Source organism: Aquimarina aggregata, assembly GCF_001632745.1.
Classification (GTDB): Bacteria; Bacteroidota; Bacteroidia; order Flavobacteriales; family Flavobacteriaceae; genus Aquimarina; species Aquimarina aggregata.
The window spans coordinates 130135-150195 of sequence record NZ_LQRT01000046.1 but is presented as its reverse complement, the minus strand read 5'-3'; the positions used below and the strand labels follow the sequence as shown (position 1 = coordinate 150195).

10 protein-coding genes are annotated in these 20061 nt (G+C 34.0%); 1 reads left to right on the top strand and 9 read right to left on the bottom strand.

Annotated features, from left to right (window positions below; translation table 11 throughout):
- Positions 1 to 220 precede the first annotated feature (220 nt).
- Positions 221 to 1021 (top strand): hypothetical protein, encoded by an 801-nt coding sequence (locus AWE51_RS21635; RefSeq protein ID WP_066318141.1) that lies wholly within the window; start codon positions 221 to 223, stop codon positions 1019 to 1021.
- A gap of 102 nt (positions 1022 to 1123) precedes the next feature.
- Here the strand turns inward: AWE51_RS21635 and AWE51_RS26230 are convergent, their stop codons facing one another.
- The 9 genes from AWE51_RS26230 to purL all read right to left on the bottom strand — a co-directional run bounded on the left by AWE51_RS26230 (position 1124) and on the right by purL (position 19791).
- Positions 1124 to 2659 carry an RICIN domain-containing protein gene (locus AWE51_RS26230; protein WP_082832552.1) on the bottom strand — a complete coding sequence of 512 codons (1536 nt, stop codon included), beginning with the start codon at positions 2657 to 2659 and terminating at the stop codon, positions 1124 to 1126.
- 339 nt (positions 2660 to 2998) lie between these two features.
- The gene (locus AWE51_RS21625; protein ID WP_066318139.1) at positions 2999 to 6946 is read right to left on the bottom strand and encodes a T9SS type A sorting domain-containing protein; all 3948 of its coding nucleotides are present in this window, start codon (positions 6944 to 6946) and stop codon (positions 2999 to 3001) included.
- Positions 6947 to 7352: 406 nt separating this feature from the next.
- Entirely contained in the window at positions 7353 to 9170 is a 1818-nt protein-coding gene (locus AWE51_RS21620; protein ID WP_066318137.1) for an acyl-CoA dehydrogenase family protein, read from the bottom strand.
- Positions 9171 to 9192: 22 nt separating this feature from the next.
- Positions 9193 to 10383, bottom strand: coding sequence for an acetyl-CoA C-acyltransferase (locus AWE51_RS21615; RefSeq protein ID WP_066318135.1), 1191 nt, complete (start codon positions 10381 to 10383; stop codon positions 9193 to 9195).
- A 14-nt stretch (positions 10384 to 10397) separates the two neighbouring features.
- Positions 10398 to 12803, bottom strand: coding sequence for a 3-hydroxyacyl-CoA dehydrogenase/enoyl-CoA hydratase family protein (locus tag AWE51_RS21610; protein WP_066318133.1), 2406 nt, complete (start codon positions 12801 to 12803; stop codon positions 10398 to 10400).
- Positions 12804 to 12822: 19 nt separating this feature from the next.
- Positions 12823 to 13278, bottom strand: coding sequence for a MarR family winged helix-turn-helix transcriptional regulator (locus AWE51_RS21605; RefSeq protein ID WP_066318131.1), 456 nt, complete (start codon positions 13276 to 13278; stop codon positions 12823 to 12825).
- Positions 13279 to 13470: 192 nt separating this feature from the next.
- Positions 13471 to 15243, bottom strand: a complete 1773-nt coding sequence (locus tag AWE51_RS21600; protein WP_066318129.1) for an AMP-dependent synthetase/ligase — start codon at positions 15241 to 15243, stop codon at positions 13471 to 13473.
- Positions 15244 to 15562: 319 nt separating this feature from the next.
- The gene (locus AWE51_RS21595; protein ID WP_066318123.1) at positions 15563 to 16120 is read right to left on the bottom strand and encodes an isochorismatase family protein; all 558 of its coding nucleotides are present in this window, start codon (positions 16118 to 16120) and stop codon (positions 15563 to 15565) included.
- 5 nt (positions 16121 to 16125) lie between these two features.
- A complete protein-coding gene (purL, locus tag AWE51_RS21590) occupies positions 16126 to 19791 on the bottom strand; it encodes a phosphoribosylformylglycinamidine synthase (protein WP_066318120.1) in 3666 nt (1221 codons plus the stop codon).
- Positions 19792 to 20061 lie beyond the last annotated feature (270 nt).

The following is a 20061-nucleotide window of genomic DNA, read 5'->3' as shown; positions in this document are numbered from 1 at the left end:
TCTACTAAGTTATTATGAAATGCTTAATTCTATTGGATAAGTCTTGTACTACAACGTTTTCGTGTTGATAAATCGGTAATTTTTTGATGAAACTTACTTTTCAAAAGCTATAAATAGCGATTATGTCAAATTATGCTTAATTATTTTATAACATTTAGGTTTATATAAGATAGCAAGCGTGATTTATTTTTACTTCACTAACTTAAAATATATACATATCATGAAAATTGAATTGAAATTTGGACTGCTGTTTATTTTGTTATCAACGTTATTAATTGGTTGTAGTGATCCTGATACTGATCAGGGTTCAGAGGTTATTGGATTAGAAATGCAACAAGAAGATTTGTTTAAAGGAAAAACAATTATCGAAGGACATAATGTTTCGTATAAAGTATCTTCTAAGGGTGAGTTGTATTTTGTTGTTGAAGTGCAAATAGATGATCATGTACTTAATGCAGCAATAGCTTATGATAATGAGACTATTGATTTTGATGGAAAGAATGCTGTTTTAACATTTGATCAGAAAAAAATCTTGTTAAAACTTGGTGAAGAGATTTCTCTTTTTTTATTCAAAGAGAAATCAGTTGATAACTTTACTATGACAGAGTATACGCTGTTGCGTTTACTTGAGTATTGGGCTAAATCTCCTAATGGTTACAAATACTCAAAATTAAAAGTGAAAGCTTCAAAATCATCCAATACTAATTTAAAAAGTAGAAATGAGGGTATTACTTGTATAAGAAAAAATACTTTTGTTACGGCAGAATATGATGATGCAAGTGGAAGAAATTACAGAGATCGTAAATTGGTGAACGGAGATCGTTGTTTAGGAAGATGTGGTTCAGGATGTCCGGGAGTATTTACAATCGCTAGTGCATGGACAAAGGATTGTTTAGATCATGATCAATGTGGCAGAGTGTTAGGCGGAAGTACAAATCCTATTGATCGTAATTGCGGAGATGAATATAGAGAAGCTGCAGATGATTATTTGTTTGGAGTAATCAGAGGATGTAGAGGTTAATTGAATCATTTTCAGAAAATAGTAAGAAACCGTCTATTTGCTATGTCAAAAGACGGTTTCTAAATTTAATCAAACAACTTTCTTTGCGATTATATAATCATTTTATTCTTTTACGAACTTAAGAGGTTTATTGTTTATCAAAAGGGTATACATGCCAGGAGATAAACCATCAACATTAAGTACAACATCATCACCACCTGATTTAACTTTATGCGTTAGGAGTACTTGTCCGTACATATCTATTACTTGTAAAATATGTGTACCTTTAGGTAATTTGGGAATATTTAACTCTTTGCGCGTGGGGTTTGGATATGTAAATGAACCTAAAGAAGCAAATCCTGACGAATCGAACCCAATATCATCAGAGGTTAATTTACCAGGACTCAAAATCCAAAAACGTTGATTTTGATTAGAAGTACCACAATCCCATTGTTGAAATTCTGTATTGTGCGACGTATTTCCTCCTGTTAGGTCGATACATTTTCCTGTTTTTCTATTTTGGAAGGCGAATTGCCCGTTTCCACGATCTACTCTCTTCCAATGTTGATCTTGATACCCTTTGCAATCCCATTGAACCAGCTTAATACCATTGTCTGTATTGCCTGCTGGAACTGCTATACATCTTCCAGATTTAATATTTTTAATTTCCACATAGTCATTACCTGCATTTACAAATTTCCATAATCTAGCGTCTCCATTTTCATTTTGATGATTAACGATTTTACCTCCATTACTTGAAGTGTCATTAATAGGAGAGATCCATTTATTTGATTTTACCGATTTAATAACATAAGAATCATCATTACCACCCCCTCCAGAGGTGTTTTCTAATTTATAGGTGTGTACCCAGTCAACTTTCATGGTATTGATACTATTATCATTTAGATGGCTTTTAACAGCTACACCACCAAGAAAATTTTCATCATCTGTCCATAAGTCCCAAATAAGATTTAAATTTCTTGTAAAATCTCTGGCAGAAACTACTTTACCTGCAGGTTCTCCGTCTAAGTAGAATTGAATATTTTTAGCATCTTTCCACCAGACACCTACAGTGTGATATTGCTCGTTCCATCGAACCCCTTTTTTTGGATTAGTATTAGATAGGTTTCTGTTATCAAAATTTCCATGAGCTCTTTTAGTGTCTCCATTAATAACTTGAAAATATTGAGAGTTCATTTGCCAAGGAAAATTAGGCTGACATCCACAACTTGGTCTTGAGTTATTTTCGATAACATCTATTTCATCTCTATTGTTTATATCTCCGTTATTTAACCAAAATGTATTGTATGCAGATAAATGCGCGGTTATAATCCTAGACTCGGTATACATGGGGTATTTTATTTGAGCTTTAGATTGAACTCTAGAACTTTGAAACCATCTTTGAGAATTATTATCTAAGGTGGCTTTAATCCATAAATTTCCATTGGATACTCCTGAGTTTTGTGCAACCATTTTAGTGGGAGTGTTTGGATAATCCCATAAAACTTTTGACCATTTGTTTGTGTCGAAAGTAGTATTAAATTCATCTGATAAACTAGCAACTTTTACCCATTTTTTTCCAGAAGGAGGAGTAGGTTGTGCAAATGTGAAGGTACATATTAGAGAAATTCCAATAGTAACGATAAGTTTGTTTTTCATAATTAGTAAGTTTAGGTGAGTTTAGTAATTAATAGGTGTTTAGATTTAATACATATTTGGAGTTACCTATTTTACCAATTTTACCAATTTTAAATTATGAATTTGTTTTTATTTGTAGTTGCTCAAAAACTTTAAATTTTAAAATGTCTATAAAAAGTCTAGTCGAATAAAGAATTTGTAGTTTTTATAGGGTTTAAGTCATTAAATGTATAGAAAGATAACTCTGTTTTAGTATATTTTAATGAGGTATCGGTAAAAAGAAACCGTCTTCTTATATTATAAAAAGACGGTTTTTTGCTTGTCAAAATTTTTCTAAAACTTCTGTATTATCAAGAAGGTTTATTTAAGCAATATTTTCTTTACAAGCAATTGTTTGTTTTGTACGACTTTGACAAAAAACAATCCACTATTTTTTAATAATGCGTGCTCTATTTCTATACTTTTCTTGTCGGTTTGTGTTTTGTAAATTACTTTACCTTGAGCGTCTAAAATACTAATTCTAGACACTCCAAAGTCTCCAAGATAAATTGTGAAACCATTATCATGTACCGGATTGGGATAAATGGTAATAGTATTTGTGATGTCTATATCTTTATTGGGGTCAATATTAGAATCACAATTTTGTTTATAAATATCATTGTTATTGTTTATGATCCAGGAGATATGATCAGAATTTGTTGTAATCTGTGTCGCTTTGCCTGGTAACTCTGTAAATACTCCATTGTCTAAATACAGATATACTTTTTGATCCGTACTTGTTACCATCACTTGATCTCCATTAGGTTTTATTCCAACATCTAAGATTGTTAGGGACCCCTTTCTATTCCAGCTACTCCCATTCCATTTGTAGAGTCCGTTATTCATGCCTACTATCCAAGGGTTGCCATTACCATCAATGTCGATTCTTTTTCCGGTACCATTACTTAACGTAGCATAAGTTCCATTTCCAGTATATTTTCTAATTCTGTTATCTAAGCCCAAAATGTAGTATACATTATTTCCTACGCCAATATCAATACCAGTTCCATTTTTATCTAACCAAGGCCCATTAGGATATTTATATTGCCACAGTTTGTTATCTTCTCCAATTGCCCATACATCACCATTTGGAGACACATCAAGACGTTTTAACTTTTTAGATCTATCTGTATTAATCCACTCACCATTTCCATTAGATCTGTACAAGTAACCATTGGTGCCGATAAGATATACATGTGATCCATTGGCTCCAATATCATTTGCTTTACCAGATTGTTTGATCCAACTACAGTTTGTAGTATTTCCAACAAATATTGTCTTAAATACTTCTGTGGTGGCCCCTAAGTCGTCGTTAGCAACAATTTTCAAAGTGTGACTCCCTTGTTCTAAATTAGTCATTAAGGCATCATATTTACTCCACCAAATATGAGTATTAGATTGTGGACTTTTTCTAACAATATTTCCATCAAAGAATAATTCTACTTTAGAAATCAATCCATCTACATCATTTGCCTTAGCTTCTACGGTAAGATTATCACCAACTTCAAAGGCAGTCGAAGTTGGTCTTAAGAATGATAGTGTTGGTGGTTTGTTAATAGGTTTGTTGACACTAACAATTTTCCAGTTTTGGTTTTTATTGCCTGCTTGATAAGGCCAAAGGTGCATCTTTTTTCCATTATTTCTATCCGCTACCTTTTCACAATGTAGCGGTTGTAAGAAATAATCATTTCCAACTTTAGTAATATTCCATCTCAAGTGATCCGCAACGACTTGCGTGTAGGTACCTAAATTAACATTAGGATTTTGAGTATTGTCTCCTGCGTTACAAGCCCCATATGGTACTTCTAAATATCTTCCTGTTTGTACATTTTTCAAGGTATAGTTGCTGTTACTACCATTAATTTTAGTAAAGGTCCACTTAACATCATCTCCAGAACCATTAGTAACAGAAATACTTGCACCATTAGTATTTTTGATTCTAGCCCCTCCGGTAGGATTTTCGATAAAATAATCTCCATTTGCTAAATTAGCCGCAGGTCTTGGTGTGATAACCGGAGGAGTTCCATTAATAATTAATTCTATTTTATGTCTTCCGGTTGGTATGGTGATGGTAACTGCATTTGAAGCAGAAGAAATAATAGTAGTGTTAGTTCCATTTATTTTGACACCAGTAATGTTTTGTTTGTAAAAAGTAACGTTTGAGTTCTTTCTTGCATAAATATGACCTGAATTATTTTCTAAGACAATACTAACCTGTTGAGAGGCCTGGTATCCATAGTCTACACCTTGGGTATCTCTAAAACTAGTTCCATTAGTAGAAGAAAATTTTGTAGTCTTACCCGATTCTTTTCTAAAGAAAGTAGTATTAGCTTTAAATGATATATTACTATATGTATTTGTTTTGCTAGGGCTTGCACCAATATAGTAATCTTTGAAATTAGTACTATGCGAGACAATTGCTCCGCTATAATTTACATTTGAAATTTTAGATATAGGAGGTTTTTTATGCGTTTTATCTTCTGGGAAGACAATTGTTGTGGCTCTTACAAAACCATCAGCCCCAGTATTGTATTGTGCTCTTACATTATCAGATTTCACATCGGTAATATCAAACCCTCCTTTGTAAGAGTCTACAATGGCAACTTGTGGACTAGAAGCAAAAAACAAGTTTACTTTTTCGGTAGTATCATGACTGTTAAAATCCTTATATACTGCAGCCGTAATGGGTGCTACATATTCTTGATTAGTTTTAATAGTATTTGTACCCCCTCTTTTGGTATTTACTTGAAAGTTAATGGTTACCTTATCCGAAGATTTAGTAGGTTTCACTTCATCATAAATTACAAAATATCCATTAGACTTACCTACTATTGGGTGTATAAGACTTAAGGTTCTTTTATGGGTGCCATTTTTTATAGCAAGACCTGCATCGGTGGTCCCAAATTCGATATTTCCACCAACAAGCCCATCGATCAGACCATTTCCATCTCTTTGATCATGTTTGGTTTTATTTCCAATTAAAACGGTATTATGAAGAATAGCTCTACTCCAACGACCATTATCAGGAGCATAACCAGGGTAATTACCGCCTTGACCATTTAAACCTACATAATTTACTCCAGAATTCATGATCATATGTTGCCCGTACCCTGAAAGATCAAAAGTATTTGATTCTTCTAGTGTATGCCCGAATTGATTTACAGAAGGATTGTCTCTTTTTAAGCAATGTAATACACCTTGCAAAGCTTCTCTAGAATTAGTTTTGTCCCAAAGTGCTGCACCAGAGTGTTCTCTTAGTTTAGAAACAGGCATTACAGGAGTAGGAGGGTTCACACTTTTTAAAATATATATTAAATAATTTGAATGTACATATGATGGGGGATAGTTATTGGGCCCCATATTCCATCTAGCCATGCCTCCATTAGTAGCGCCATATTTTTCGGCAAAGTACCAGTTTGTACTTTTATTAAGTCTAAAACTATTGTGACCTGTATCACCGAATTTTGTAGTACTACCTGATGGAGTTACAGCAAATGTATTAGACCATTCAAAAAGTGCTTTAAGTCTTGAATCGTTATAATAGTTGCCTTGACCAGTAAAATGCAATATATCTATGGGAAAGTTTTTTGCTAACCGATCTCCGTGCATTCTTGCAAACACATATCCTGAAGATTGCCCCCAAGAACCATCATTCATCATAGACTTATCAAATAAATAATTGTCATATTTTCCTTTCCATTTGGCTATTTCTTTTGCATCTTTTTTAAATATTGCATAAACCAATTTTATACCGTAATCAACCAAAGTCCAAGAAGAGCTGTTATTTTTATAAAAATTATTTGCTTTAATAATTCCTTTTTCGGCAGCAATTCTTTGAGAAGACGTTAAATCATTATAAATAATATCTAGAGCAACAATAGCATTAAATTGCATACTTGCTCCACCTGTAAACCTACCATGGTTGCCACTCAAGAAATCAGTACCTCTTTCCCAGGCTTTTAAAATCTCGAACATTCTATTTTTATACTTTATTCTGTTCGAAGTGTTTTCTTCAAGAATGTATGCCAAAATATTATAATTTAAAGCAGTGCTCATGGATCCAAAATTATTATTTTCATAAGCATTGTTCCATCGTTCAAAAGCTCTATCCTTCATAGGTTTAAAGGGTCTTTTGTTGGTTTTCCATTTTGCTCTTAATGCAGGGTATTGGTTTTCTTTGACGATAAGAAAAGGGTGTTCTTGGGAATAACTTTTTAGTAGTCCCAATAAAAGTAGTACGACACAGAAAATTGGTTTTAGAGTTTTCATAGTTTAGTTAAGTTTTATATGATTGGGAAGATATTATCTGTCTATATTTAAACTTTTAAAAGATAGATAATACTTTGATTAACTTGTGTTTAAATAATGTATAAGGTATGCTGTAATATGATTAGCCTTATTGATTTTGCCAAGTCTAATTTTACAAGCTTATAAATGTAAATATTACATTTATGAAATCAGGGACTCCTTTAGTATTCGTTTTGTTTGTATGAGAATTTGTAGCATACTAATTTGATTTTTAGTAGAAGCTATACTTTATTGATGTAATTATTTTATTTTTTTGATGCTATTACTATGTAAAAAGAAAAAACCGCTATTTCGTTAGAAATAGCGGTTTTTTAAATCAAAATTAAACAACTCCCTAGTTTAAAGCCATAGGGAGGGCGTACTCATACTACCCAAGAAAATACCCGTTTTCTTCGGCAATTTTATCAGCTATTTTAGTTCTTAATGCAACTACATTAGGCTGGTTTGTATATTTAGTAAAACGCTTAAGTCCCATAAGCATCATTCTTTGTTCATCTCCTTCAGCAAAAGAAACTATAGCTTCTTTACCTTTTTTGATAGCGATATCTACGGCATTATATAAATATAATTGTGTCATTGCAACCTGAACCTCTTGAGAATCTTCACCGAAACGTTTAGCGTTTTTCTCAGTTCTAAGAATTGCAGATTCTGCCATGTAAATCTCGATCAAAATATCAGATGCAGCCATAAGTAATTGCTGGTGTTCTTCCAATTTAGGTCCGAATTTTTGTACTGCAGAACCAGCAACCATTAAAAATACTTTTTTAAGTTTAGCAAGGATTTCTTTTTCTTCAGAAAGTAAAGCAGAATAATCTGGTACATCAAAAGAAGGAATTCCAGTTAATTCATCGGCTACTTTCATAGCAGGTCCAAGAAGATCTACATGACCTTTCATGGCCTTCTTCACTAACATTCCAACAGCAAGCATTCGGTTGATTTCATTCGTCCCTTCATAGATACGAGAAATACGAGCATCTCTCCAAGCAGATTCCATAGGAGTATCAGCAGAGAATCCCATTCCACCAAAAATTTGTAAACCTTCATCAGCCGTACTCTGAACGTCTTCAGAAACAGCTACTTTAAGTATAGAGCACTCAATTGCATATTCTTCAACTCCTTTAAGCTCTGCCTCTTGATGAGAGTTTCCTTCCGCTTGACGGATAGCAATTCTATCTTCTATATTTTTTGCAGCTCTATAGGATGCAGATTCATCAGCATAAGTGTTTGTAGCCATCTCAGCAATTTTAGCTTTGATAGCGCCAAAGTTCATAATAGGTGTTTTAAACTGGATACGCTCGTTTGCATATTTTGTAGCTTCACCAATTACTCTACGCTGTGCATCCAAACAAGCAGCTGCTAATTTGATACGCCCAACGTTTAATGCATTCATGGCGATTTTAAACCCGTTACCTCTTTCAGATAACATATTTTCTACAGGTACCTTAGTGTCACTAAAAAACACTTGACGAGTAGAGGATGAGTGAATACCTAATTTCTTTTCTTCTTCACCTAAAGTAATTCCATTTGCATTTTCTGGATCATACTCTACGATAAACCCAGTAATATTTTTGTCGTCTTCGATTCTAGCGAATACGATCATAACATTACAGAATCCAGCATTTGAAATCCACATTTTTTGACCAGAAATCAAATAATGTTTACCATCATCTGATAAAACAGCCTTTGTTTTACCAGAATTGGCATCTGATCCAGCTCCTGGTTCTGTTAAACAGTATGATCCCATCCATTCACCAGTAGCTAATTTAGAAACATACTTTTTCTTTTGTTCTTCGTTTCCATATAGTGAGATAGGCATTGTACCAATACCGGTATGTGCTCCAAAAGCGGTACTAAATGATCCTGTTGCACCAGAAATATAATCACAAACTAACATCGTAGATACGAATCCCATTCCCAATCCATCATATGCTTCTGGAACAGAAACACCAAGTAATCCAAGCTCACCGGCTTTTTTCATACATGCTTCTGTATAGGCATAATCTTTTGATTCAAATTTTTCCCAATGTGCCCAAAGTTCGCGGTCTACAAATTCTTTGGTACTGTCACGCATCATTTTCTGTTCTTCAGAGAAATCCTCTGGAGTAAATACATCTTCAGCTTTAGTTTCTTTAACAAGGAATTGTCCTCCTCTAAGAATATCTTTGTTTGTAGTTTCTGTACTCATTATTTTATTTTTTCTTAGCTTTTTAGTTTAAAAATTCGAAAATACCAGCGGCACCTTGCCCGGTTCCAACACACATCGTAACCATTCCGTATTTTCCTTTCATGTCTCGTTTGCGCATTTCATCAAATAATTGAACCGAAAGTTTGGCTCCTGTGCATCCAAGTGGATGACCAAGTGCAATTGCACCTCCGTTAACATTTACAATATCTTGGTTGATATTTAATTCGCGCATTACGGCAAGGGATTGAGAAGCAAAAGCTTCATTAAGCTCTATTAATTCAATATCATCTTGTTTTAATCCAGCTTGTTTCAGAGCCTTTGGAATAGCCTTTACCGGGCCAATACCCATTATTCTTGGTTCTACACCAGCGGCTGCATAGTTAACTAACCTAGCGATAGGTTCAAGGTTTAGCTCTTTTACCATATCTTCACTCATGACCATTACAAAAGCCGCACCATCACTCATTTGAGATGAGTTACCTGCAGTAACGCTACCTCCAGCTTCAAAAACTGGTCTAAGTTTACCTAGAACTTCTTTACTGGTTCCTGCACGAGGACCTTCGTCTTTATTAACAGTATATGATTTTGTAGCTTTTTTACCGTTTTCATCAACATAAATTTGTTCTACATTGATTGGCACAATCTGATCTTGAAAACGATTTTCTGCTTGAGCTTTTAAAGCTTTCATGTGAGAATTATATGCAAATTCATCTTGATCCTCACGAGATACTTTAAATTGGTGGGCAACAGCTTCTGCGGTATTTCCCATTCCCCAATAATAATCTTCATGACCTGATTTTGCTAAATCATAATTTAATTCTGTTTTATATCCTGTCATAGGAACAGAACTCATGCTTTCTGCACCACCAGCGATAATACAATCGGCCATTCCTGCTTGTATTTTAGCTGTTGCAATTCCAATAGTTTCGATACCTGAAGAGCAAAATCTATTTACGGTTACTCCAGGAACATCAATAGAATTTAATCCCATAAGTGAAATTAAACGTGCCATGTTTAGTCCTTGAGATCCTTCTGGCATTGCGTTACCAACGATAACATCGTCTATGCGATCTTTGTCTAAATTAGGAAGCTCTTTCATCATGTGTTGGATGGTCTCAGCTGCTAATTCATCTGTTCTTTTGAACCTAAATACTCCGCGAGGTGCTTTTCCCACGGCTGTTCTATATGCTTTTACTATATATGCTGTTTTCATTTCTTTTTCTTTTTCTAGTTTCTTAGCGGTTTACCTTTTTTAAGCATATGCTCGATACGCTCAAGTGTCTTGCGTTCTGTACATAATGACAAGAAAGCTTCACGTTCTAGATCTAATAGATATTGTTCTGATACTAAAGTTGGTTCAGATAAATCTCCACCGGCCATTACATACCCAAGTTTATTAGCTATTTTTTGATCGTGTTCAGAGATGTACTTACTAGCTTCCATAGAATCTGTACCCACTAGGAACATTCCTAAAGCTTGTTTACCAAGTACTTTAACATCTTTACGACGAGGAGGTTGTGTATATCCTTGCTCTGCCATTAACTTAGCATGAGCTTTTGCGGTTGCGATCTGGCGATCTTTGTTAACCACAACTATATCTTTTCCTTTTTGAAGTAAATTTGTGTCGAATGCTTCATAGGCAGAAGTTGATACTTTAGCCATACCAATAGTTAAGAAATGTTCTTGTAATATATTTAGCTCAACATCATCTTTCTTAAAAAGATCTGAAGCTCTTAGTGCCATTTCTTTAGATCCACCACCACCAGGGATCACACCAACACCAAACTCTACTAACCCCATATAAGTTTCAGCAGCTGCAACAACTTTATCGGCATGAAGTGAGATTTCACAACCACCACCAAGAGCCATACCATGAGGAGCTGTAATTGTTGGAATTGAAGAATATCGCATACGCATCATAGAGTCCTGGAAATATTTTATAGCCATATTAAGCTCATCATATTCTTGCTCTACTGCCATCATAAATATCATTCCAATATTTGCTCCTACAGAGAAATTTGCCGCCTGATTACCAACAACCAGCCCTTGAAAATCTTTTTCAGCAATATCAATTGCTTTATTAAGACCGGCTAAAACATCTCCACCAATAGTATTCATTTTACTTTGGAATTCGACATTTAAGATGCCGTCTCCAAGGTCTTCTACAACAACACCACTATTTTTAAATACTTCTGATGATTTACGGATATTGTCAAGAATAATAAAGGCATCTTGTCCCGGAACTTTAGTTTGTTCTTTCTTAGGGATATCATAAAAATAAGTAGCTCCTTCTTTTACTGTATAGAATGAAGTACTACCAGAAGCGATCATATCATTTACCCAAGCTGCAGGTTCTAAACCTTCTGCTTTCATTATTTCTATTCCTTTTTCAACACCAACAGCATCCCATATTTGAAATGGTCCGTGCTCCCAACCAAATCCGGCTTTCATTGCATCATCAATCTTATATAGATCATCGGTGATTTCGGGGATACGATTAGAAACATATGCAAATAAAGCAGATAGTGTTTTTCTGTAAAATTCACCAGCTTTATCTTTTCCTGAAACTAGAACTTTAAAACGATCTACTACTTTATCAATAGTTTTGGTCATTTCTAAAGTTGCAAAAGAAGCTCTCTTTTTTGTTCTATATTCTAGTGTGTCTAGATCCAGAGAAAGGATTTCTTTTTTACCTTCAGCAGAAACACTTTTTTTATAAAATCCCTGACCCGTTTTACTTCCTAACCATTTATTCTCCATCATGGTGTTAATAAACTCAGGAAGTTTAAATAACTCAAGACGTTCATCATCTGTACAGTTCTCAGCAATACCATTTGCAACATGTACTAATGTATCTAATCCTACTACATCTACTGTACGAAAAGTAGCTGATTTTGGACGACCGATCACAGGACCAGAAAGTTTATCTACTTCTTCAATAGTTAATCCCATCTCTTTAACCATATGGAATAAACTCATGATGCTAAAAATACCTATTCTGTTACCTATAAACGCAGGAGTATCTTTGGCAACTACAGATGTCTTCCCTAAGAATTTTTCACCATAACCATTTAGGAAATCTAATACTTCTTGAGAGGTATTAGGTCCTGGTATGATTTCAAACAATTTTAAATAACGCGCAGGGTTGAAGAAGTGTGTTCCGCAGAAGTGTTTTTGAAAATCTTCACTGCGTCCTTCGTTCATGAATTTTATAGGAATACCAGAGGTGTTAGAAGTTATTAATGTCCCTGGAGTTCTATGTTTCTCTAAGTTTTCAAAAACTATTTTTTTAATATCAAGTCTTTCTACAACAACCTCGATAATCCAATCTACATCCGCTACTTTTGCAATATCATCTTCCAGATTACCTGTAGTGATTCTACTTGCAAATTTCTGATGATAGATAGGAGAAGGTTTAGATTTAAGAGCTGCGGTAAGAGAATCATTTACCAATCGATTACGTACCACTTTGTTTTCAAGGGTAAGTCCTTTTGCTTTTTCCTTGTCGTTTAGTTCTCTAGGAACTATATCTAATAATAGCACTTCGACACCAATATTAGCGAAATGACATGCAATACCGGATCCCATTATTCCTGATCCTACGACTGCAACTTTTTTAATGGTTCTTTTCATTTTGTTTAACTTCGAGTTATTAAGGTGTTATAGATTCGTTTTTTGTGTATACTTTTTTAGAAGAAATCAGATCATTGATTAATTGAAAGACTTCTAAGAAAGTTTCTAACTTCTCTTTTGGAATATGTTTTTTAACAGCATTATCAAAAGTGAATACTACTTCTTTTGAGAAATTTCTCATTTCTAAACCAAAAGGAGTTAAATATATGAGTACACCACGGCCGTCTTGAGGATTCTTTTTTCTAAAGATTAAACCTTTTTCTTCCATGGTTTTCAAAGTACGTGACAGACTTGTAGCTTCCATTCCCATTTTGGGACCTAAAGAAGTTGAAGGAGTACCAGTTTCTGGATCGATGCTAAGTAGGGCAAATCCAGTAGCCATAGTGCTTCCTTTTTTACTCGCTTCTTCATTATACATTTTGGCTACAGCCATCCAAGTGGCCCTGAGCGCATAATCAATTGTTTTTTCCCTCATTCAAAAATTATTATGAAGGTAAAGGTAAGAAAATTTATTATGCACGCATAATAAATAATGTAATATTTTAAGAAAAACTGAAGTAATTTACGTTTTTCTGTTGAATTAATAAAAAAACTCCTCATAAAATGAGGAGTTTACTGATTTATAGTTAAGCTTGTACGCATCTTCTATTGTAATCAGCGAATTGAATTAGCCATAAATTTTAGAATATAATTCTGTATATTTTTCCTTTATAATTTTTCTTCTAAGTTTCATTGTAGGGGTAAGGTGACCAGAATCTATACTCCATTCGTCTGGTGTAAGTTCAAATCGTTTTACGCGTTCCCATTTTCCAAATTTCTCATTATGTTCATCAACTTCCTCTTGATAACGATCAATTACAGTTTGATTGGATATCATTTCTTGCGTTGTGGATCCTATGTCTAGCCCTTTACGTTGTGCCCAATCTTTTAAAAATTCAAAATTTGGTTGCACAAAGGCTGCAGGCATTTTTTCTCCTTCTCCAATAACCATGATTTGTTCTATGAAACGAGATTGTTTCATGGCATTTTCAATCAATTGTGGAGCAACGTATTTACCACCAGAGGTTTTGAACATCTCTTTTTTACGATCTGTAATACGTAAGAACCCTTCGCTATCAATTTCACCGATATCACCGGTATGAAAATATCCATTTTGTAAGGCTTCACTAGTTTTTTCTTCATCTTTATAGTACCCTTGCATTACCTGAGCACCTTTTACTAGAATCTCACCATCTTCTGCTATTTTTACTTCTGTATCCGGAAGTATTCTTCCTACGGTTCCAATTTTGAAGCCATTATTTCTAGTGTCATTAACAGAAATTACTGGTGATGTTTCTGTCAATCCATAACCTTCCATAACAGCAAGTCCAGCGGCATTAAATACTCTTGCTAGTCTAGGCTGTAATGCAGCACTTCCTGATGCGATAACTTTGATATTACCACCGAGAGCTTCTTGCCATTTGCTGAAAATTAATTTTCTAGCAATCCCTAGTTTCTTTTCATACCACCAACCATTAGCTCCATAGGGCTCATATTGTAAACCTAATTCTACAGCCCAGAAGAATAGTTTCTTTTTGATACCTGTTAAATCTGTTCCTTTAGCTATGATCTTGTCGTATACCTTTTCAAGTAGTCTAGGCACCGCAGTCATTACATCTGGTTTCACTTCTTTTAGGTTATCACTAATAGTTTCTAAAGATTCTGCAAAGTAAATAGACGCTCCAAGATATTGATAAAAATACATGGTCATTCGCTCATAAATATGGCAAACAGGTAAAAAACTTAATGCTTTTGTAGTTCCAGATGCTAACGGAAACCTTGTAGAACTTGCTAGTGCATTACTAACAATATTTTTATGACTTAGCATTACACCTTTAGGTCTTCCTGTTGTTCCGGATGTATAGATTAAAGTTGCAAGATCATCTTCTTTTACAGAAGCCATAATTTTTTCAACTTCGTCTTGATTACTATCATCTTTACCAAGTTCTAATACTTCATTCCAATTTTTGCAACCATCGATGTCATCAAAAGAATACACTTCCTTTAGTGAAGGTACATTAGCATGGATATTTTTTACTTTTTGATATACTTCTTTGTCTGAAACAAAACAATATACCGATTCAGAGTGATTTAAAACGTATTCGTAATCTTCTTGAGATATCGTAGGGTAAATAGGAACATCTTGGGCTGCAATTTGCAAAACACCAATATCTGTTATATTCCATTCTGTTCTATTATTTGAAGATATTATTGCTACTTTATCATTTGGTTTTACACCCAAACGCAGTAAGCCTCGACTAAGTTGGTTAGCTTTTTCTACATATTCTGCAGAAGAGGTAGCTACCCATTTGCCATCATATTTGGTTATTAAGGCCTTATCTAAATTGAATTTGTTTAGTTGATAGTGAGGAAAATCAAATAGTCTAGTAATTGTAGTCATATGTTATTTTAAAATATTTTAATAGTTTTTGAGGGTATTAAAAACTATTATGCGTGCATAGTTTCGCAAATTATAAAAAATCTGATAATACGCAACCCTAATATATAAAAAAACAAGCTTTAATTTAGTAACTCTTCAATATTTTCTTGTTTTTGTTGCTATATTTTTTGTTCTGATGTTCAAAAGCTTTTAATGTAATGCTTTGTGAAATAGGTTCTTATAAATATAGGTAATTTTATAATTTTTAATGATAAGTATTAGAAAGTATTTTTTTTAGAAGAATAAGATTTGTTTAAATTTTATTGTAGGTATTTTATTATTAAGTAGTTATCATTTCTTTTTCAATCTGTTTAAAATTTTTAACGACCAAATTTCCTTCTGTTTTGATCATGTTTTTCCACACCCAATTATAGTGTTCAATAATTTTATTAGCTTTTAAATGCGGTCTTTCTCCCGTAGTATGTCCGTCTTCTACAACTGTAATATCATAATCTTTTACAATACTTGATTGAATTGTTGAAGCAATACAAAAATCTGTAGCACATCCTGTAATATACAACTCATCTACTTTATGATAGCTTAATAACGATTGTAATTTGGATTTGTAAAAAGGATCATTAGCATATTTATTTACACAGATATCTATGGCGTCAACATTTAATGCATCTAGTATTTCCCATTCCGTAGTGTTAGGAATAAACTCATTTGCACTAGTGCCATCGTGTTGTATGAAAATTACAGGAAATCCGGAGTTTCTAAAAAGTTTAGATAATTTATTTATCCTAAGTATTACACCCTCGGTATCAAATCTAGGAGTCTTTGATATAAAAGAACCTTTTTGCATATCAATAACCAAGAGTGCTTTTTTATGTTTCATGAAAACTATTTATTCTCTAGCCATTTTCTAGCATTGACAAAAGCTTCTATCCAAGGCGAAACTTCATCTTTTCTTCCTTTTGGGTAATTTGCCCAATTCCATTGAAATATTGAACGCTCAATATGTGGCATAGTAACTAAATGTCGTCCACTTTTATCTGCCATCATAGCTGTATTGTAATCTGAGCCGTTTGGATTAGAAGGGTATTCTTCATATCCATATTTAGCTACGATTTGATATTGATCTTCTGATAGAGGGAGATTAAACTTTCCTTCTCCATGAGAAATCCATACTCCTAGTGTGGTACCTACCATAGACGATAACATCACCGAATTATTATCTTGTATTTTAACTGAAGTAAAACTACTTTCATGTTTTTGGGATTCATTGTGAATCATTTTACCGTGTTCTGAATGATCTGGGTTAATTACTTCTAACTCCATAAACAATTGACACCCATTACAAATACCTACAGATAAAGTGTCTTCTCTTTTAAAGAAATTCTTTAGCGCAGTATTGGCTTTTTCATTATATAAAAAAGCACCTGCCCAACCTTTTGCAGAGCCTAATACATCACTATTTGAGAAACCTCCAACGGCGCCAATAAATTGTATGTCTTCTAAAGTCTCACGACCTGATATTAAATCTGTCATATGTACGTCTTTAACATCAAATCCAGCTAAGTACATTGCATTTGCCATTTCGCGTTCAGAATTACTTCCTTTTTCACGAATGATAGCTGCTTTGGGTTTTGGTTTGGTAGTGTCTATTATGGGTTTTCTACCCATAAAATGAATAGGAAACTCATATTGCAATGGCTGTTTTGCAAAGTTCTGATATCTATCTTTTGCCAAATTATTGGCAGTTTGTTTTTGATCTAATAAAAAAGAAGTTTTATACCAAGTGTTTCTTAATTCTTCAATATCTAAAGTGAAAGTATCAGTTGAATTTTTAAGATACACAACAGCTTCTTGAGTTACTTTTCCAATGGCAAAGAATTCGATGCCATGGTCAGATAGTACAGATTCTATATCCGAATTGAGAGCACTTTGGATAACGATTCCTGAGTTTTCTGCAAATAATAATTTAATAGAGTCGGATTCCTGAATAGAAGTAAGGTCGATATCTGCTCCAAGATGAACATCTGCAAAGCAGAGCTCTAATAATGTTGTGACTAAACCACCAGAAGCGACATCATGCCCAGCTACTATATGTTTATTTCGGATTAGATCCTGAATAACATTAAATGTCTTTTTAAACTGCGCCGAGTCTTTTATTGTTGGTGCTGCAGTTCCTATTTTATTATGTATTTGAGCAAAAGAAGATCCTCCTAGTTTATAAGAATCTTGTGACAGATTTATGTAATAAATAGATCCTCCATGTTTTTGAAGTACAGGTTCAACAACACTATTAATATCATTACAATTAGCAGCTGCTGATATAATTACCGTTCCAGGAGCAATGACTTCTTCATTAGGATATTTTTGTTTCATAGATAAAGAATCTTTACCTGTAGGAACATTGATATCTAGTTCTATAGCGAAATCAGAAATTGCTTTTACAGCTTCATATAATCTGGCATCCTCACCTTCATTTTTACAAGGCCACATCCAATTGGCAGATAGAGAGATTGATGCTAGTCCATCTTTAAGAGGAGCCCAAATGATATTTGTTAAGGCCTCTGCTATAGAGTTTCTACTTCCGGCTTTAGGATCAATTAATCCAGATATTGGGGAATGACCAATACTAGTGGCAATACCTTCAGAACTGGTATAGTCTAATGCCATTACACCACAATTATTTAGAGGTATTTGTAAAGGTCCAACACATTGTTGTTTGGCTACTTTACCACCAACGCAACGATCTACTTTGTTTGTCAACCAATCTTTACAGGCTACAGCTTCTAATTGTAGCACCTTGTTTAAATAGTTGTAAAAATCATTATTAGCATATGAAATGTCTTTGTAGTTACGGTCAATAGTAACATCATTCATAATAGTTTTAGGAGAACTCCCAAACATATCTTCAAGTGCTAAATCCATAGGTGTATCACCTTTGGTTTTAGAAGTAAACGTGAATCTATGATCTCCGGTTACATCACCAACTTGATACATAGGAGAACGCTCACGTTGGGCAATACGCTCGAGAGTAGATATATTTTCTTTACTTATCACTAAGCCCATACGCTCTTGTGATTCGTTACCAATAATTTCTTTGGCAGATAGTGTAGGATCACCTACTGGTAATTTATCAAGATCTATGTTACCACCAGTTTCTTCAACGAGTTCAGAAAGGCAATTAAGATGTCCTCCTGCACCGTGATCATGAATGGAAACAATAGTGTTTTCTTCACTTTCGACCATTCCACGTATAGCATTGGCAGCCCTTTTTTGCATTTCGGGATTGGAACGCTGAATAGCATTTAGTTCTATTCCACTACTAAATTCTCCTGTGTCTGCAGAGGAAACGGCAGCACCTCCCATACCAATTCGATAGTTTTCACCACCTAGAATTACAATTTTATCGTCTTTTTGCGGGGTAGCTTTTAAAGCTTGTTCAGCTTTACCATATCCGATACCACCTGCTTGCATAATAACTTTATCAAACCCTAGTTTTCGAGCTTCTTCTTCATGTTCAAAAGTTAATACTGATCCAGTAATCAGGGGTTGTCCAAATTTATTCCCAAAATCAGAGGCTCCATTAGAGGCCTTTATCAAAATATCCATCGGAGTTTGATATAACCAATCTCTTTCATTTGTGCCTTGTTCCCATGGACGATTATCTTCTAATCTCGAATAGGAAGTCATGTAAACTGCAGTTCCTGCTAAAGGCAAAGAACCTTTACCTCCTGCAAGTCTATCTCTAATCTCACCACCAGATCCTGTTGCTGCACCATTAAAAGGCTCTACAGTTGTAGGGAAATTATGTGTTTCTGCTTTAAGAGAAATAACACTTTCAAATTCTTTTTCTTCGTAAAAATCTGGCTTATCGGCAGTTTTAGGTGCAAATTGTGTGACTTTCGGTCCTTTTATAAAGGCTACATTATCTTTATAAGCAGAAACAATATCATTTGGATTTGTTTCTGAAGTTTTTTTAATTAATTTAAAAAGAGAAGTTGGTTTTTCTTCTCCATCAATAACAAAAGTGCCATTGAATATTTTATGACGACAATGTTCTGAATTTACTTGCGAAAATCCAAAAACTTCAGAGTCTGTTAGTTTTCTTCCAATTTTAATACTTACACTTTCTAAATATTCTATTTCTTCATCGTTTAGTGCTAAACCTTCCTGAGCATTATAGGCTGCAATGTCATCAATCTCTAAAATGACCTCAGGCTTAATAGCAATAGTGTAAATATCTTGATCCAATCCATTATACTTTTGAGAAAGCATTGGGTCAAAATCTGTAAAATCTTTAGAAACAGCTTGAAATTCTTCTATTCTGATAATTCCTTTAACACCCATGTTCTGCGTTATTTCAACTGCATTGGTGCTCCAAGGAGTAATCATCGCGGCACGTGGACCAACAAAAAAAGCGTCAATAGACGCCGCAGAAAGTATAGGTTGGTTGCCAAATAACCAGATTAATTTTTTAATATTTTCAGGTGAGATTTCTTTGTCTGTTTGAACTGCAAATAGCTTCTCGTTTTGGTTTCCGAAGAAATGAATCATTTTAGGATTATTGTGTTGTATTAAACAAGGAGCAAATTTACTGTTTTCTGCACAAAGTTTTGCATAAAATTAGCATTCAAACATATAGTTATCCACCAAATTTTAACAATTACTTGTCTAAGCTTGAATTTTAGTATTATGAACGTATTCTTTATAAGAAAAAACGATTTTAAAATATTGCCTTACGGATACTAGAACTTTAAAGGTCTCTATGTTTTATGGTAGTATTTTTAATCTTTGATTTATTTTAAATACCAACTTTTATAACTT

Bases quoted from the DNA above. Each gene is read 5' to 3' on its own strand.
- purL (WP_066318120.1), bottom strand. From the start codon at position 19,791: ATGATTCATTTCTTCGGAAACCAAAACGAGAAGCTATTTGCAGTTCAA.
- AWE51_RS21620 (WP_066318137.1), bottom strand. From the start codon at position 9,170: ATGAGTACAGAAACTACAAACAAAGATATTCTTAGAGGAGGACAATTC.
- AWE51_RS21595 (WP_066318123.1), bottom strand. From the start codon at position 16,120: ATGAAACATAAAAAAGCACTCTTGGTTATTGATATGCAAAAAGGTTCT.
- AWE51_RS21610 (WP_066318133.1), bottom strand. From the start codon at position 12,803: ATGAAAAGAACCATTAAAAAAGTTGCAGTCGTAGGATCAGGAATAATG.
- AWE51_RS21600 (WP_066318129.1), bottom strand. From the start codon at position 15,243: ATGACTACAATTACTAGACTATTTGATTTTCCTCACTATCAACTAAAC.
- AWE51_RS21635 (WP_066318141.1), top strand. From the start codon at position 221: ATGAAAATTGAATTGAAATTTGGACTGCTGTTTATTTTGTTATCAACG.
- AWE51_RS21615 (WP_066318135.1), bottom strand. From the start codon at position 10,383: ATGAAAACAGCATATATAGTAAAAGCATATAGAACAGCCGTGGGAAAA.
- AWE51_RS21625 (WP_066318139.1), bottom strand. From the start codon at position 6,946: ATGAAAACTCTAAAACCAATTTTCTGTGTCGTACTACTTTTATTGGGA.
- AWE51_RS21605 (WP_066318131.1), bottom strand. From the start codon at position 13,278: ATGAGGGAAAAAACAATTGATTATGCGCTCAGGGCCACTTGGATGGCT.
- AWE51_RS26230 (WP_082832552.1), bottom strand. From the start codon at position 2,659: ATGAAAAACAAACTTATCGTTACTATTGGAATTTCTCTAATATGTACC.